Origin of the sequence: Methylobacterium sp. J-048, assembly GCF_022829515.1 — a bacterium.
Taxonomy (GTDB): Bacteria; Pseudomonadota; Alphaproteobacteria; order Rhizobiales; family Beijerinckiaceae; genus Methylobacterium.
The window spans coordinates 167,819-181,663 of the sequence record NZ_JAKSYL010000287.1 but is presented as its reverse complement, the minus strand read 5'-3'; the positions used below and the strand labels follow the sequence as shown (position 1 = coordinate 181,663).

Sequence of the window (13,845 nt, the reverse complement as noted above, 5' to 3'; positions counted from 1 at the left end):
GGCTTCTTGGTCGGATGTCGTCACGACCCTCAAAGCAGGATCGTGTGACAGATCCGAGAACCCCTGACGCCTCACGCGTAGGCGGCGCAGATCCCCAAGAAGTCCTCGGCCACGAGGCTCGCGCCGCCGACCAGGGCGCCGTCGACATTCTCCACCGCCATCAGCTCGCGGGCGTTGCTGGGCTTCACCGAGCCGCCGTAGAGGATGCGGATCCGGTGGGCCTCGTCGCCGACGAGCTTGTCGAGCATCTCCCGCAAGGATGCGTGGACCTCGGCGATGTCGCGGGGCGTCGGGGTGCGGCCGGAACCGATCGCCCAGACCGGCTCGTAGGCGATCACCGTGTCGGCCGAGGTGGCGCCCTTGGGCAGGCCGATGGCGAGCTGGGCGCGGACGATGTCGAGGGCGCGGCCCTGCTCGCGCTCCTCGATGGTCTCGCCGACGCAGATGATCCCGCTCAAGCCGGCGCGGCGAGCGCCGAGCGCCTTGGCGTGGACGCCGTCATCGGTCTCGTGGTGGTAGGCCCGGCGCTCGGAATGGCCGACGATCACGTATTGGGCGCCGAGATCGGCCAGCATCTCGGCCGAGATCGAGCCGGTGAAGGCGCCGCTCGGACGGGCGTGGAGGTTCTGGCCGCCGATGGCGATCGGCGACCCGGCGGTGGCTGCCACGCAGGAGCCGATCAGGGTCGCGGGCGGGCAGATCAGCACGTCGACGCGGGCGGCGAGTTCCGGCGTGAGACCGTCGCGGATCGCCTCGACCACTTTGATCGATGCCCGCGTTCCGTTCATCTTCCAGTTGCCGGCGACAAGCGGCTTCCGCCCCGTCTGCGTCATCCCTATCCCTCGCCTCGACCCCGCGCCGCCTCGGTTTTCCGGGGTCGGCGCGGCCTACCAGAGCGAGCTTGGGCGCGCAAACCGTCCGAAAGGCTGAGCCTTTGCCTGCGGGCGCGAATGGTCTATCGCGGTCGCCTTTCAGGGATGGCATCGGCCCGGCGACGGGTCAGGTGCCGAAGGTATCCGATCACAGATCATGCTTCAGGGCATCCGCAACGCCAGCCAGCACTGGCTCGGCAAGATCGTCTTGACGATCATCTTCGCGCTGCTGATCGCGGGCGTGGGCATCTTCGGCGTGGAGGAGTTCTTCCGCGGCGGCTCCAGCAACAACGTCGCCACGGTGGGCAGCACGCCGATCACCGGCGAGCAGGTGCGCCAGGCCTACCAGAACCAGCTGCAGCGCTATCAGGCGCAGCTGAAGCGCGCGCTCACCCCCGATCAGGCGCGTATGCTCGGCCTCGACCGGCAGGTGATGTCGCAGCTGATCACCGAGGCGGCCCTCGACCAGAAGACGCATGATCTCGGTCTCGGCGTGCCGGACGCGTCGGTGATCCGGGCGATCCACGACGAGAAGAGCTTCCAGAACGCGCAAGGGCAGTTCGAGTCGCAGCTGTTCTACCAGACCTTGCAGCGGGCCGGCCTGAACGAGGGGATGTTCGTGCGCGAGCAGCGCGCCGTGATCGCGCGGCTGCAGCTCGCCGAGGCCGTGTCGTCCGACCTGCACGTGCCGGCGGCGATGCGCGAGGCGGTCCACCGCTACGCCACCGAGCGCCGCTCGGCCGCCTACCTGATGCTGACGCCCTCCGTGGCCGGAGAGATCCCGGCCCCGACCGAGGACGAGCTGAAGACCTGGTACGAGGCCAACAAGTCGGGCTTCCGGGCACCGGAATTCCGCGCCGCCACCCTGCTGGTGGTCGATCCGGAGGCGATGGCCAAGCCAGAGGCGATCACCGATGCGGATGCCAAGGCCGCCTACGAGCTGAACAAGGGCCGCTACGGCAGCCCGGAGAAGCGCACGATCCAGCAGGTCGTTTTCCCGGACGCGGCCTCCGCGGACGCCGCCCGCAAGGCGATCGAGGATGGCGCGAAGACCTTTGAAGCTGTGGCCGAGGCGCGCAGCACCGGCGGCACCGACCTGACGCTCGGCACGCTGACCAAAGCTGAGTTGTTCGACACGGTCGTGGCCGATGCCGCCTTCGCGCTGCCCGAGGGCGGTGTCAGCCAGCCGGTCCAGGGCCGGTTCGGCACGGTGCTGCTGCGCGTCACCAAGATCGAGCCCGGCACCGTCAAGCCGTTCGAGGCGGTCGAGGGCGAGATCCGCAAGAGCCTCGCGCTCACCCGGGCCCGCGACGCCATGGAGACCACCCGGGACGCCATCGAGGACCAGCGCGCCGGCGCCAAGCCGCTGGCCGACATCGCGGCCGAGCGTGGCCTCAAGCTCGTGACGCTCAAGGCGGTGGATCCCCAGGGCAAGGGTCCCGACGGCCAGCGCGTCGCCGACATCCCCGATCCGGACACGACCCTGCCGGCCCTATTCCGCGCCGAGATCGGCGGCGACAACGAGCCGCTGCGCACCAAGTCCGGCGGCTACGTCTGGTACGACGTGACCGGCATCGACGCCGCGCACGACAAGCCCCTGGACGAGGTCCGGGATGGCGTGAAGGCCGGCTGGACCGCCACGGAGATCGCCAAGCGGCTCCAGGCCAAGGGCCGCGAGCTGGTGGACAAGCTCAACGGCGGCGCGACCATCGAGGCGGTCGCCCAGGAGGCCGGCGTCAACACCCAGGAGGCGCAGGATCTGTCGCGCAACCAGGCGAAGGACATGCTGACCGCCGACGACGTGAACCTGATCTTCGCCACCCCGGTCGGTAAGGCCGGCACCGCGGCGGCGGGCGATTCGCGGGCGGTGTTCAAGGTGACCAGCGCGACGATGCCGGCCTTCGTGGTCGATACCCAGGCCGACAAGACCATCACCAAGAACTTCCAGGCCGCGCTGGCCGACGACGTGCTGTCCCAGTACATCTCGGAGGTCCAGAAGAACGCCGGCGTGAAGATCGACCAGACGGCCCTGCGCCGTGCGATCGGCGGAGAGTATTGAGGGCCATGGCCGAGGCGCACGACTACGCGGCCTTCGCCGGACGCTACGAGGCCGGGCGACCGAGCCTCGTCGAACTGAGCCTCGTGGCCGACCTGGAGACGCCGGTGGCGGCGTTCCTCAAGCTGCGCGCCCGCCACGCCGGGCCGGCCTTCCTGCTCGAATCGGTAGAGGGCGGCGCGGTCCGCGGCCGCTACTCGATGATCGGGCTTGATCCGGACCTGATCTGGCGCTGCCGCGACGGCGCCCCCGCCATCGCCCGCGGCAACGATCTCGACGCGTTCGAACCGGACGATCGGGCGCCGCTTGCCAGCCTCCGGGCGCTGATCGCCGAGAGCGCAATCGGCGAATCCGACGGCCCGGACCTGCCCCCGATGGCCGCCGGCCTGTTCGGCTATCTCGGCTACGACATGGTCCGCGCCATGGAGCGGCTGCCCGAGCCGAACCCCGACCCGCTGGGCGTCCCGGACGCGATCCTGCTCCGCCCGCGGGTGATGGTGGTGTTCGATTCGATCCGCGACCAGATCACCGTCATCTCACCCGTCCGTCCGGTGCCCGGCGTGACGGCCCGCGCCGCCTACGAGGCCGCACTTCTGCGTATGGACCGGGTGGCGGAAGCCCTGGAGGGACCGCTGCCGGTCGACGCCCGGGTCGACCTCTCCACGGTGGCGCATCCCGAGCCGGTCTCGAACACCACGCCGGAGGCTTTCGCCACCATGGTGGCGCGGGCCAAGGAGTACATCGTCGCGGGCGACGTGTTCCAGGTGGTGCTGTCCCAGCGCTTCTCGGCGCCGTTCACGCTCCCGGCCTTCAGCCTCTACCGGTCGCTCCGGCGGACCAACCCGGCGCCGTTCCTGTGCTACCTCGATTTCGAGGCGTTCCAGATCGTCTGTTCGTCGCCGGAAATCCTGGTGCGGGTGCGCGAGGGTACCGTCACGGTGCGCCCGATCGCCGGAACCCGGCGCCGGGGCGCGACCCCGGCCGAGGACGTGGCCCTGGCGGCAGAGCTCTTGGCCGATCCGAAGGAGCGCGCGGAGCACCTGATGCTGCTCGACCTCGGCCGCAACGATGCCGGCCGGGTCTCGAAGATCGGCACCGTGCGGGTGACCGATTCGTTCTTCATCGAGCGCTACAGCCAGGTGATGCACATCGTGTCGAACGTCGAGGGCGACCTCGACCCGCGCCACGATCCCCTGGACGCCCTGGCGGCCGGCTTCCCGGCCGGCACGGTCTCCGGCGCCCCAAAGGTGCGGGCCATGGAGATCATCGACGAGCTAGAGCACGAGAAGCGCGGGCCTTACGCCGGCTGCATCGGCTATTTCGGTGCGCGCGGCGAGATGGACACCTGCATCGTCCTGCGCACCGCGGTCGTGAAGGACGGGCGGATGCACGTCCAAGCCGGCGCCGGCATCGTCTACGATTCCGACCCGGCCTCCGAGCAACAGGAATGCGTCAACAAGGCCAAGGCGCTGTTCCGGGCCGCCGAGGAGGCGGTGCGGTTCGCCGCGCAGGCCAAGCGCGGGCAGTAGCGCCCGGTTGACCGGAGGCATGCGAGCCGTCACATCGCCCCCATGCCCGAGCGTCCCGCGATGCCCAACGTCCTCGTCATCGACAACTACGATTCCTTCACCTGGAATCTGGTCCACCTGATCGGTCCGCTCTGCGGCGCCGTCGAGGTCGCCCGCAACGATGCGCTGAGCGTCGCCGACATCCGCGCCAAGGCGCCGGACGCGATCGTGCTCTCGCCCGGACCCTGCACGCCGAATGAGGCCGGCATCTGCCTCGACGTGGTCCGCGAGCTGTCCGAAGAAATTCCGATCTTCGGGGTCTGCCTCGGCCTCCAGGCGATCGGCCAGGCGTTCGGCGGCGACGTGATCCGGGCGCCGCTCCCCCTGCACGGCAAGGTCTCGACCATCCGGCACGGGGCCAGCGGGCTGTTCCGCGGCCTCAACGACAGCTTCGAGGCGACGCGCTACCATTCGCTGATCATCGACCGCGCTACCTGCCCGGAGACCCTGCGGGTCACCGCCGAGGCGGACGGCCTGATCATGGGCGTGGAGCACGCGGAGCGACCGCTGCATGGGGTGCAGTTCCATCCCGAAAGCATCCGGTCGCAGCACGGCACCGAGATCGTGAAGAATTTTCTGGATCTCGCCGCCGCCTGGAACGCGGGGCGTGACAGGACCCCGGCCGACGTGCATTGACGCCGGACGGCCGGGGCGGCCTTCCGACAGAGCGCATGGACAGTTTCAGACCCCATCTCGCCAAGGTCGCCGGGGGCTTGGCCCTCGACCGCGCCGAAGCGCGCGCGGCCTTCGACGACCTGTTGTCGGGCGAGGTCACCCCAGTCCAGGCCGGCGCCTTCCTGGCCGCGCTGAAAGTGCGCGGCGAGACCGTCGAGGAGATCGTCGGCGCGGCCGAGGCGATGCGCGCCCGCATGACCCGGATCGCGGCGCCCGACAACGCCGTCGACGTGGTCGGAACCGGCGGCGATCATTCCGGCAGCGTCAACGTCTCGACGCTGGCCGCCATCCTGGTCGCCGCCTGCGGCGTGCCGGTGGCCAAGCACGGCAACCGCGCCGCGACCTCGCGCTCCGGCGCCGCCGACGTGCTGGCGGCGCTCGGCATGAAGCTCGGGCTCGATGCCGAGAGCCAGGCCCGGTGCCTCGCCGAGGCCAATCTGTGCTTCCTGTTCGCCCAGGCCCATCACGGCGCCATGCGCCACGTGGCGGCGGTGCGCTCCGAATTGCCGGTGCGGACGATCTTCAACCTGCTGGGTCCGCTGTGCAATCCGGCGGGCGTCGCCTACCAGCTGTTCGGCGTCGCCCAGGAGGCCCTGGCCGAGCCGCTGACCCGGGTGCTCGCCGAACTCGGAAGCCGCCGGGTCTGGACCGTCCACGGCTCGGACGGCCTCGACGAGATCACCGTCACCGGGCCGACCCGGGTGGTCGCCCTCGAGGACGGCCGCCTGACCCGCTTCACCATCGATCCGCGGGAACTCGGCCTGCCCCTGCGGGCGCCGGAAGACCTGCGCGGCGGCGATCCCGCCGACAATGCCCGGGCGCTCGAAGCCGTCCTGGCGGGGGCACGCAACGCCTACCGCGACATCGCCGTTCTCAATGCGGGCGCGGCCCTCGTCGTCGCGGGGGCGTCGTCGACCCTGGCGGAGGGGCTCGCCCGGGCGCAGGATGCCGTCGATTCCGGGGCTGCGCGCAACACCCTCGCCCGCCTGGTCCGGGCCTCGAACGAACGCTCGAACGGGCAGGAGTGCCGATGAGCACGCTCACGCAGGATCCGGCGCCCCAAGCGGGTGCCGCCGAGGCGCCGCCCGAGCGGCCCAACGTGCTGGCTCGGATCGAGGCCTACAAGCGCCGCGAGATCGCCGAGGCGAAGCTGCGGGTGCCGCTGGCCAAGCTGGAGCGCCGCGCCGCCCAGGCCGAGCCGGTGCGCGGCTTCGCGGCCGCGATCCGGACCCATCTCGCCGCCGGGCGACCGGCCCTGATCGCCGAGGTGAAAAAGGCCTCGCCGTCGAAGGGGCTGATCCGGGAGGATTTCGCGCCCGCGATGCTGGCGGCGGCCTACGAGGCCGGCGGGGCCACCTGCCTGTCGGTGCTCACCGACGAGCCGTCGTTCCAGGGGCGCCCCGAATACCTGACCGAGGCGCGGGCCGCCTGCAATCTGCCGGTCCTGCGCAAGGACTTTCTGTTCGAGCCCTACCAGGTTTACGAGGCCCGCGCCTGGGGCGCCGATTGCATCCTCGCGATCATGGCCTGCCTGGACGACGACGAGGCGCAGGCCCTGGTCGCCACCGCCCACGAGCTCGGCATGGACGTGCTGGTCGAGGTGCATGACGGGGCCGAGTTGGCGCGGGCGCTGCCGCTCGGCACGGCCTTGATCGGGATCAACAACCGCAACCTCAAGACCTTCGAGGTCTCGTTCGACACCGCGATCCGTCTCGGCCCCGGCATCCCGAAGGACCGGATCGCCGTGGCCGAGAGCGGCATCGGCGGCCATGCCGATGTCGAGCGGCTCCGGCAGCACGGCCTCGGCGTGGTGCTGGTCGGCGAGAGCCTGATGCGCCAGGCGGACGTGACCGAGGCGACCCGGGCGCTGCTGTTCGGCGAGGCCGGCAAAGCCAAGAAGAAGGGCTGAGCATGGAGCCGGGTTCGACGCTCACCCATCTCGACACCACCGGCGCGGCCAACATGGTCGACGTCACCGACAAGCCCGCTTCAGACCGGACCGCCCGGGCCGAGGGTAGCGTGGTGATGCGGCCCGAGACCCTGGCGCTCATCCGCGAGGGCGACGCCAAGAAGGGCGACGTGATCGGCACCGCTCGGCTCGCCGGGATCATGGCGGCCAAGCGCACCCACGAGCTGATCCCGCTCTGCCACCCGCTGCTGCTCTCGAAGGTGCGGGTCGAGTGCGAGCTGGACGCGGGGCTGCCCGGCCTGCGCATCGCCGCCGAGGTCCGGGTCCAGGGGCCGACCGGGGTCGAGATGGAGGCGCTGACCGCCGTCTCGGTGGCCTGCCTCACGGTCTACGACATGGTGAAGGCGGTGGATCGCGGCATGCGGATCGAGGGCATCCGCCTCGTCGCCAAGGATGGCGGCCGCTCCGGCGCCTATCGGGCACCCGAGGTATGAGCGGGCTCATCCCGGTCGCCGAGGCGCTGGCGCGGGTCCTGGCGAGCGTGCCCGGCCCGGTCGAGGCCGAGACCGTTCCGCTGGCCCAGGCCGCAGGCCGGACGCTCGCGGCCGATGTCGCCGCCGCCCGCACGCAGCCGCCGTTCCCGGCCTCCGCCATGGACGGCTACGCGGTCCGGTTCGCCGACGCAGCGACCGTCGGTGCCAGCCTGCGGCTGATCGGGACCAGCGCGGCCGGCCACGGCTTCTCCGGCCGCATCGGCCCCGGCGAGGCGGTGCGGATCTTCACCGGGGCACCCGTGCCGGAGGGGGCCGACGCGATCCTGATCCAGGAGGATGCGGAAGCCCAGGGCGAGACCGTTCGGGTTACGGAGGGAGTCGAAAAAAATCGCTTCATCCGCCGGGCCGGGCTCGATTTCACCGCCGGGGAGACCCTGCTGGTGGCCGGCATGACCCTCGACGCGCGGCGCCTGGCGCTGGCGGCCGCAGCCGGCCATCCGCATCTGTCGGTGCGGCGCCGGCCGCGCGTGGCGATCCTCGCCACCGGCGACGAGTTGGTGGAGCCCGGCGCCGCGCCGGCCTGGGACCAGATCGTCGCCTCGAACAGCCTGGCGCTCGCGGCGCTCTCCGCCGAGGCCGGCGCCGAGATCATCGACCTCGGCATCGCCGCCGACGATCACGGCGCTTTGGAAGACGCCTTCCGCCGCGCTCGCGAGGCCCGGGCCGACCTGCTGGTGACGCTGGGCGGCGCCTCCGTGGGCGACCACGATCTCGTTCAGGCGGCTTTGGCCAAGGAGGGGCTGGAACTCGGCTTCTGGCGGGTAGCGCTCCGACCCGGCAAGCCGCTGATGCAGGGGCGTCTCGGCGCCATGCAGGTGATCGGCCTTCCCGGAAATCCGGTCTCGTCGATCGTCTGCGGGCTGCTGTTCGTGGTGCCGGCGATCCGGGCTCTCCAGGGCGATCCCCAGGCCGGCGTCGACCGGAGCGAGCCGGCCACGCTCGGCCGCGACCTGCCGGCGAATGACGGTCGCGCCGACTACATGCGCGCGAGCCTCGCCCTTGAGCCCGGCCGCCTGCCGGTGGCGGATCCGGAGAAGCGCCAGGATTCCTCGATGCTGGCCGTGCTCGGGCGCGCGGAAGCGCTGCTGATCCGCGCCCCCCACGAGCCGGCCGCGAAGGCCGGCGACCCGTGCCGGATCATCCGGCTGGACCGTCGGCTGCTCTGACCGCTCACCGCATCACCCGCCAGACCTTCAGGGGGCCGGGCAGCGCAATCGCCTCCAGCCGGTCGGACCGGACCTCCCCGCGGGCGAGCCGGGTCGCGAAAGCCGGCTCGGCCTGAAGGTCGTCGGCGGGCCGGGACGGACAGGCCACCAGGTAGCGGACCCGGAAGGTGTCGAGCACCCGGTCGAGATCCGCTTCGGTCCCGCCAAGCCCCTCGATCGCGGCGGTCAGGCCCGGAATCGCCCGGTGATAGGGCGCAGCCACGATCGTGTGGGGTGTGCGCAGCAGGATTGACGGGCCGAGGAAGATCGGCCCCAGAACGGTCCCGGCCGGAAGCGCGGCCAGGGGGCTCACGGCGGCGTCGCCCTGGCAGGCGATGACGCCCGCGGGATCCAGCGCCGTCCGCGAGGCCGGGGCGAGCCATTCGGCCAAAGCCGCCGGCGCTAACCAGACCATGCTGACCAGGCTGCCGCCGAGGGCGACAGCGCCCCAGCGCCGTGCGCCGGTCCCGGGTGCGGCGGCCAAGATCAGGGCGCGGTCGATCACCGGCCCCGCCACCAGCGGCACGAATCCGGAGGCGATGTAGAGCCCACGGAACTGGAAGAACCCGAGGATCAGACCGGGCCACAGGAACAGGGCCGCCACCGACCAGGCCCGCCGCCGCGGTCCGCGCCAAGCCATCCAGGTCGCCGTCAGGCTCGCGAGCAGCACCACCGGATAGAAGACCAGCATTTCCCAGCGCCCCTGGGCGACGGATTTCGGCAGCGCGGTCATCTCGTTGACGGTGAGCAGCCAGTGATCCCGAACCAGGGCCGGCATACCGGCGAACGGCCCGTCGAGGCAGATCGGGAAGGCAAGGACGAAGCCGCCGATCAGGATGGATCCGCACAGGGCCGCCAGGGCGACACGCGATCCGGGCGTCGCGAGCCGGCGGCCCAACTCGATCGCCGCCAGCGCGAAGCCGAAGCCGCCGGCGGCCAGCCACAGCCAGGGCGGCGAAAGGGCGTCGCAGCGCGTCGCGGTCCAGAGGGCGGGCGCCGTTTGTGCGGCAAACAGGAGCGGCGCCCCGAGCCCGAGGCCCAGCCCGAACCCGGCGAGGCAGGGGAGGGCGGGCCGGCCGCGCCAGCACCAGTCGCCCGCGAGGTACAGGGCGCCGAGCACGACGTAGGGCAGCCCTTCCAGACCCACCGCCAGCGACAGGGAGGCGAGCCCGCCGCCGATGAGGCCGGCCCGAAAACCGCCGCGCATCACGCAGACGGCGAGGCCCAGCATCGCCAGGATCTGCACGTTGTGGTGATCGACCCGGCCCGGCTGAAACTGGATGGCGATCCCAAAGGTCTGCGTCGCCACGAGCACCGCCAGGATCGCCGCGCGGTCCCCGAAGTTCTGCCGCGCGCCGCGATAGAGCAGGACGCAGAACAGGCCGAACACCAGCATGGGCCAGATGACGGCCGCCAGCCCTTCGGCGAGGGGCGGGCTCGCCAGCGGCGTGAGCATCCGGATCAGCCCGGCGATCGGCGCGTCCACCAGGCGCGACCAATGGCTTGCCACGCCGTCCGGCGCGAGGAACCGGTGCTGGACATTGTCGTACCAGCCCTGGCCGGCCAGGAGGTCGCGCACCGCCGCGAGCCGCATGGCGTCGTCGGTATCAGGCACGCGCAGGTGCCGGATCGTCTCCCAGATGTCCTGTGGCGCGTGCATCGTCGCCAGCGACAGAGCGACGAGCAGCCATAGGAAGGCGCGTTGGTCGATCCGTGCCGGCGAGGCGGCGGCCGCGGGCGGCATCTGTGCGGGTCCCCGTCTGCGCCAAGGTCAGGCGCGGGAGGGAGCCTGCGCGAACCGGCTTAATGGCTGGTCAATCGACCGTGAGTCGGTTCCTTAACCATCCGCCCGCAATCTCCGCGCGAGCCGGCCCTGGACCGGCCGCGACGGCAGCCGGAGCAGGGGATGAGCCACCACACCGAGACGCTGGTGATCGGCGCGGGGCCGGCCGGCCTCACGGCCGCTTACCTGCTGTCGAAGCAGGGGCGGTCGGTTACCGTTCTGGAGCGGGATCCGGCGCAGGTGGGCGGCATCTCGCGCACCGTCTCGCACAACGGCTACCTGTTCGATATCGGCGGGCACCGGTTCTTCTCGAAGTCCAAGGCGGTGGTCGATCTCTGGGACGAGATCCTGCCCAACGATTTCATCGAGCGGCCGCGCCTGTCGCGGATCTACTATCGGGGCAAGTACTACGCCTATCCGCTCAAGGCCTTCGAGGCGCTGCGCAATCTGGGCCTGTTCACCAGCGCGGCCTGCGTCGCGTCCTACCTGTACGCGCGCATGAAGCCGGTGCGCGACCCGAAGAACTTCCACGCCTGGGTGCGCAACCAGTTCGGCGAGCGGCTGTTCTCGATCTTCTTCAAGACCTACACCGAGAAGGTGTGGGGCATGTCCTGCGACGCGATCTCGGCCGATTGGGCGGCCCAGCGCATCAAGGGCCTCGACCTCGGCTCGGCGATCCGCGACGGCCTCAAGCGCTCGCTCGGCCTGCGCAAGGCGCCGAAGGCCGGCGGCCCGGTAATCAAGACGCTGATCGAGTCGTTCCGCTATCCGCGCCGCGGACCGGGCATGATGTGGGAGGCCGCCGCCGCCAAGATCCAGGCTCAGGGTGGTCGCGTGATCCTCGACCGCGGCGTCGATTCCCTCAGCTATGATTCCGGCACCGGCGTCTGGACGGTGGCGGCCCGGAGCGCCGACGGCAGCCGCGAGACCTTCACGGCCCGGCACGTGATCTCGTCCGCGCCGGTGCGGGAGCTGGTGGATTCGATCCGCCCGCGCCCGCTCAGCACCTTCAACGCGAGGTCCCTCAAGTACCGCGACTTCCTCACCGTCGCGCTCATCGCAAAATCCCAACAGAATTTTCCGGACAACTGGATCTACATCCACGATCCGTCGGTGCAGGTCGGGCGCGTTCAGAACTTCCGCTCCTGGTCGCCCGAGATGGTGCCGGACGAAGACCACACTTGCCTCGGCCTCGAATATTTCTGCTTCGAGGGCGACGGGCTCTGGACCGCCTCGGACGAGGAACTGGTGGCCTTGGCCAAGCGCGAGATCGGCCAGATCGGGCTGATCGACCCGGCCGACGTGGTCGATGCCTGTGTGGTCCGCCAGCCTAAAGCCTATCCGGTCTACGACGAGGATTACGCCGGCCACGTCGTCACCGTGCGCCGCGAGCTGGAGCGGGATTTCCCGAGCCTGCACCTCGTCGGCCGCAACGGCATGCACAAGTACAACAACCAGGACCACGCGATGATGACCGCGATGCTGACCGTGGAGAACATCCTCTGCGGCCGGCGCCGGCACGACGTCTGGCAGGTCAACGAGGACGCGGAATACACCGAGTCCGGCGTGTCCGGCGCGCAGGAAGCGCTGGGCAACGAGCGCCTCGTCCCGCGCAAGGTCGCCTGACGCGCCACAGGTGCGGGCGCGCGTCACCGCCGCAACTTGCCCGCCCGCTCGGGTCGTCTATGTCCGATCCGGAACCGCCCGAACCCAAGGGCGGCCGGGAGGATTTTAAGACGATGCGATCGCTGATCATCGCCGCGCTCTGGGCGGGTGTCGCCATGCCCGCATTCGCCGTGTCGGTCCTCGCGCAGGGCGCGGCGCCGGCCGAGACCAAGGCCAAGACCGACGACCTGGAAAAGCTCCAGGGCATGCGCAGCACCGACACCCAGGCCGCCCCCGAGATCCCGCAGACCGGCCGCCGGGCGGACGCGATCCGCAAGACGCTCGGCAAGATCAAGCTGCCCGAGGGCTTCAAGATCGACCTCTACGCCGTGGTGCCGGATGCCCGCGCCATCGCGGTCGGCCCCAATGCCGGGGTGCTGTTCGTCGGCACCCGCAAGAACAAGGTCTACACGGTCACCGACCGCGACAAGGACCGGGTCGCCGACGAGGTCCGCGCCTTCGCGCCGGGCATCGCGTTCAAGATCCCCAACGGGGTCTGCTTCTCGAAGGACGGCGTGCTCACCGTGGTCGAGCAGAACCGGGTCCTGGCCTTCCCGGCCGCCGAGTTCTTTTATGAGAATCCCGATGTCGCGGCCGGCATCCTCGTGAAGGAGGGCGCCCTGATCCCGGCGGCGGAAGAGAGCTTCAACCACACCGCCCGGGTCTGCCGGGTCGGGGCGGACGGCAAGACCTACATCGCGCTCGGCCAGCCCTACAACGTGCCGCCGGCCGAGAAGATGGACTTGTACCGGAAGGCCGGCATCGGCGGCATCATCCGCATCGATGCCGACGGCAAGAACCGCGAGGTCTACGCCACCGGCATTCGCAACTCGGTGGGGATGGATTTCGCCACCGACAAGTCGCTCTGGTTCACCGACAACCAGGTCGACGGCATGGGCGACGACAAGCCGCCGGGCGAATTGAACCATGCCACCAAGGCCGGCGAGAACTTCGGCTTCCCCTGGTATGGCGGCGGCGCGGTCCGCACCGTCGAGTACAAGGACCAGACCCCGCCCGCCGACGTGGTCGCCCCGGTCGCCGAACTGCCGCCGCACGCGGCCGATCTCGGCATGACCTTCTACAACGGCAAGCAGTTTCCGGCCTCGTACAAGGGCGGGATCTTCATCGCCGAGCACGGCTCCTGGAACCGCACCGAGCCGGTGGGCGCCCGGGTGATGTTCGCCCCCATGGGCGCGGACGGGAAGCTCAGCGCGGTCAAGCCGTTCGCGGAGGGCTGGCTGACCGGCGACGGCGAGTATCTCGGCCGCCCGGTGGACGTAGCGGTGATGCTTGATGGCTCGCTGCTGGTCTCGGACGATTCCGCCGGGGCGATCTACCGGATCTCCTACGAGAAATAGGTTTTTGGGACTTGGCGCCTCTGCTCGTGAGAGGCGCCACGAACCCTTTTCCTCATGCGGGATACGGTCGCTTGTGAAGGCCGCGGCGCGCCCCCTCTCCCGTGCGGGAGAGGGTTGGGGTGAGGGACCAGGGTCTTCCGGAGAGGTCGCATCCCTCACCCTGTCCCTCTCCCGCACGGGAGAGGGGACCTGCTCTTCTT

11 protein-coding genes are annotated in these 13,845 nt (G+C 70.6%); 9 read left to right on the top strand and 2 right to left on the bottom strand.

Annotated features, from left to right (window positions below; all coding sequences use genetic code 11):
• Window positions 1-71: 71 nt before the first annotated feature.
• Entirely contained in the window at window positions 72-833 is a 762-nt protein-coding gene (tpiA, locus tag MKL09_RS28700; protein ID WP_244025362.1) for a triose-phosphate isomerase, read from the bottom strand.
• Window positions 834-1,029: 196 nt separating this feature from the next.
• Between tpiA and MKL09_RS28695 the strand changes: the two genes are divergently transcribed.
• From MKL09_RS28695 to glp, 7 genes are read left to right on the top strand one after another with little or no spacing between them, the layout of a single operon-like run.
• Window positions 1,030-2,931: a peptidylprolyl isomerase gene (locus MKL09_RS28695; RefSeq protein WP_244025361.1), complete on the top strand. Its 1,902-nt coding sequence runs from the start codon at window positions 1,030-1,032 to the stop codon at window positions 2,929-2,931.
• Between the two features lie 5 nt (window positions 2,932-2,936).
• Window positions 2,937-4,457: an anthranilate synthase component I gene (gene trpE / locus MKL09_RS28690; protein WP_244025360.1), complete on the top strand. Its 1,521-nt coding sequence runs from the start codon at window positions 2,937-2,939 to the stop codon at window positions 4,455-4,457.
• A gap of 60 nt (window positions 4,458-4,517) precedes the next feature.
• A complete protein-coding gene (locus MKL09_RS28685) occupies window positions 4,518-5,132 on the top strand; it encodes an anthranilate synthase component II (protein ID WP_244025359.1) in 615 nt (204 codons plus the stop codon).
• Between the two features lie 35 nt (window positions 5,133-5,167).
• Window positions 5,168-6,205, top strand: coding sequence for an anthranilate phosphoribosyltransferase (trpD, locus tag MKL09_RS28680; RefSeq protein ID WP_244025358.1), 1,038 nt, complete (start codon window positions 5,168-5,170; stop codon window positions 6,203-6,205).
• Window positions 6,202-7,080 carry an indole-3-glycerol phosphate synthase TrpC gene (gene trpC, locus MKL09_RS28675; RefSeq protein ID WP_244025357.1) on the top strand — a complete coding sequence of 293 codons (879 nt, stop codon included), beginning with the start codon at window positions 6,202-6,204 and terminating at the stop codon, window positions 7,078-7,080. The genes trpD and trpC overlap by 4 nt, the downstream gene beginning before the upstream one ends.
• Window positions 7,081-7,082: 2 nt before the next feature.
• Window positions 7,083-7,574, top strand: a complete 492-nt coding sequence (gene moaC / locus MKL09_RS28670) for a cyclic pyranopterin monophosphate synthase MoaC (protein ID WP_244025356.1) — start codon at window positions 7,083-7,085, stop codon at window positions 7,572-7,574.
• The gene (gene glp / locus MKL09_RS28665; RefSeq protein ID WP_244025355.1) at window positions 7,571-8,800 is read left to right on the top strand and encodes a gephyrin-like molybdotransferase Glp; all 1,230 of its coding nucleotides are present in this window, start codon (window positions 7,571-7,573) and stop codon (window positions 8,798-8,800) included. Before moaC ends, glp begins: the two co-directional genes overlap by 4 nt.
• A gap of 4 nt (window positions 8,801-8,804) precedes the next feature.
• On the opposite strand, the gene MKL09_RS28660 is transcribed toward glp, so the two are convergent.
• Window positions 8,805-10,583, bottom strand: coding sequence for a hypothetical protein (locus tag MKL09_RS28660; protein WP_244025354.1), 1,779 nt, complete (start codon window positions 10,581-10,583; stop codon window positions 8,805-8,807).
• A 162-nt stretch (window positions 10,584-10,745) separates the two neighbouring features.
• On the opposite strand from MKL09_RS28660, the gene MKL09_RS28655 reads away from it, so the two are divergent.
• The gene (locus MKL09_RS28655) at window positions 10,746-12,248 is read left to right on the top strand and encodes an NAD(P)/FAD-dependent oxidoreductase (protein ID WP_244025353.1); all 1,503 of its coding nucleotides are present in this window, start codon (window positions 10,746-10,748) and stop codon (window positions 12,246-12,248) included.
• Between the two features lie 113 nt (window positions 12,249-12,361).
• On the top strand, window positions 12,362-13,645 hold the full coding sequence (locus tag MKL09_RS28650) for a PQQ-dependent sugar dehydrogenase (protein ID WP_244025352.1): 1,284 nt from the start codon (window positions 12,362-12,364) through the stop codon (window positions 13,643-13,645).
• Window positions 13,646-13,845 lie beyond the last annotated feature (200 nt).

Coding starts and splice junctions, on each gene's coding strand:
- trpD (WP_244025358.1), top strand. CDS start 5,168: ATGGACAGTTTCAGACCCCATCTCGCCAAGGTCGCCGGGGGCTTGGCC.
- MKL09_RS28685 (WP_244025359.1), top strand. CDS start 4,518: ATGCCCAACGTCCTCGTCATCGACAACTACGATTCCTTCACCTGGAAT.
- MKL09_RS28650 (WP_244025352.1), top strand. CDS start 12,362: ATGCGATCGCTGATCATCGCCGCGCTCTGGGCGGGTGTCGCCATGCCC.
- trpE (WP_244025360.1), top strand. CDS start 2,937: ATGGCCGAGGCGCACGACTACGCGGCCTTCGCCGGACGCTACGAGGCC.
- glp (WP_244025355.1), top strand. CDS start 7,571: ATGAGCGGGCTCATCCCGGTCGCCGAGGCGCTGGCGCGGGTCCTGGCG.
- tpiA (WP_244025362.1), bottom strand. CDS start 833: ATGACGCAGACGGGGCGGAAGCCGCTTGTCGCCGGCAACTGGAAGATG.
- moaC (WP_244025356.1), top strand. CDS start 7,083: ATGGAGCCGGGTTCGACGCTCACCCATCTCGACACCACCGGCGCGGCC.
- MKL09_RS28660 (WP_244025354.1), bottom strand. CDS start 10,583: ATGCCGCCCGCGGCCGCCGCCTCGCCGGCACGGATCGACCAACGCGCC.
- trpC (WP_244025357.1), top strand. CDS start 6,202: ATGAGCACGCTCACGCAGGATCCGGCGCCCCAAGCGGGTGCCGCCGAG.
- MKL09_RS28695 (WP_244025361.1), top strand. CDS start 1,030: ATGCTTCAGGGCATCCGCAACGCCAGCCAGCACTGGCTCGGCAAGATC.
- MKL09_RS28655 (WP_244025353.1), top strand. CDS start 10,746: ATGAGCCACCACACCGAGACGCTGGTGATCGGCGCGGGGCCGGCCGGC.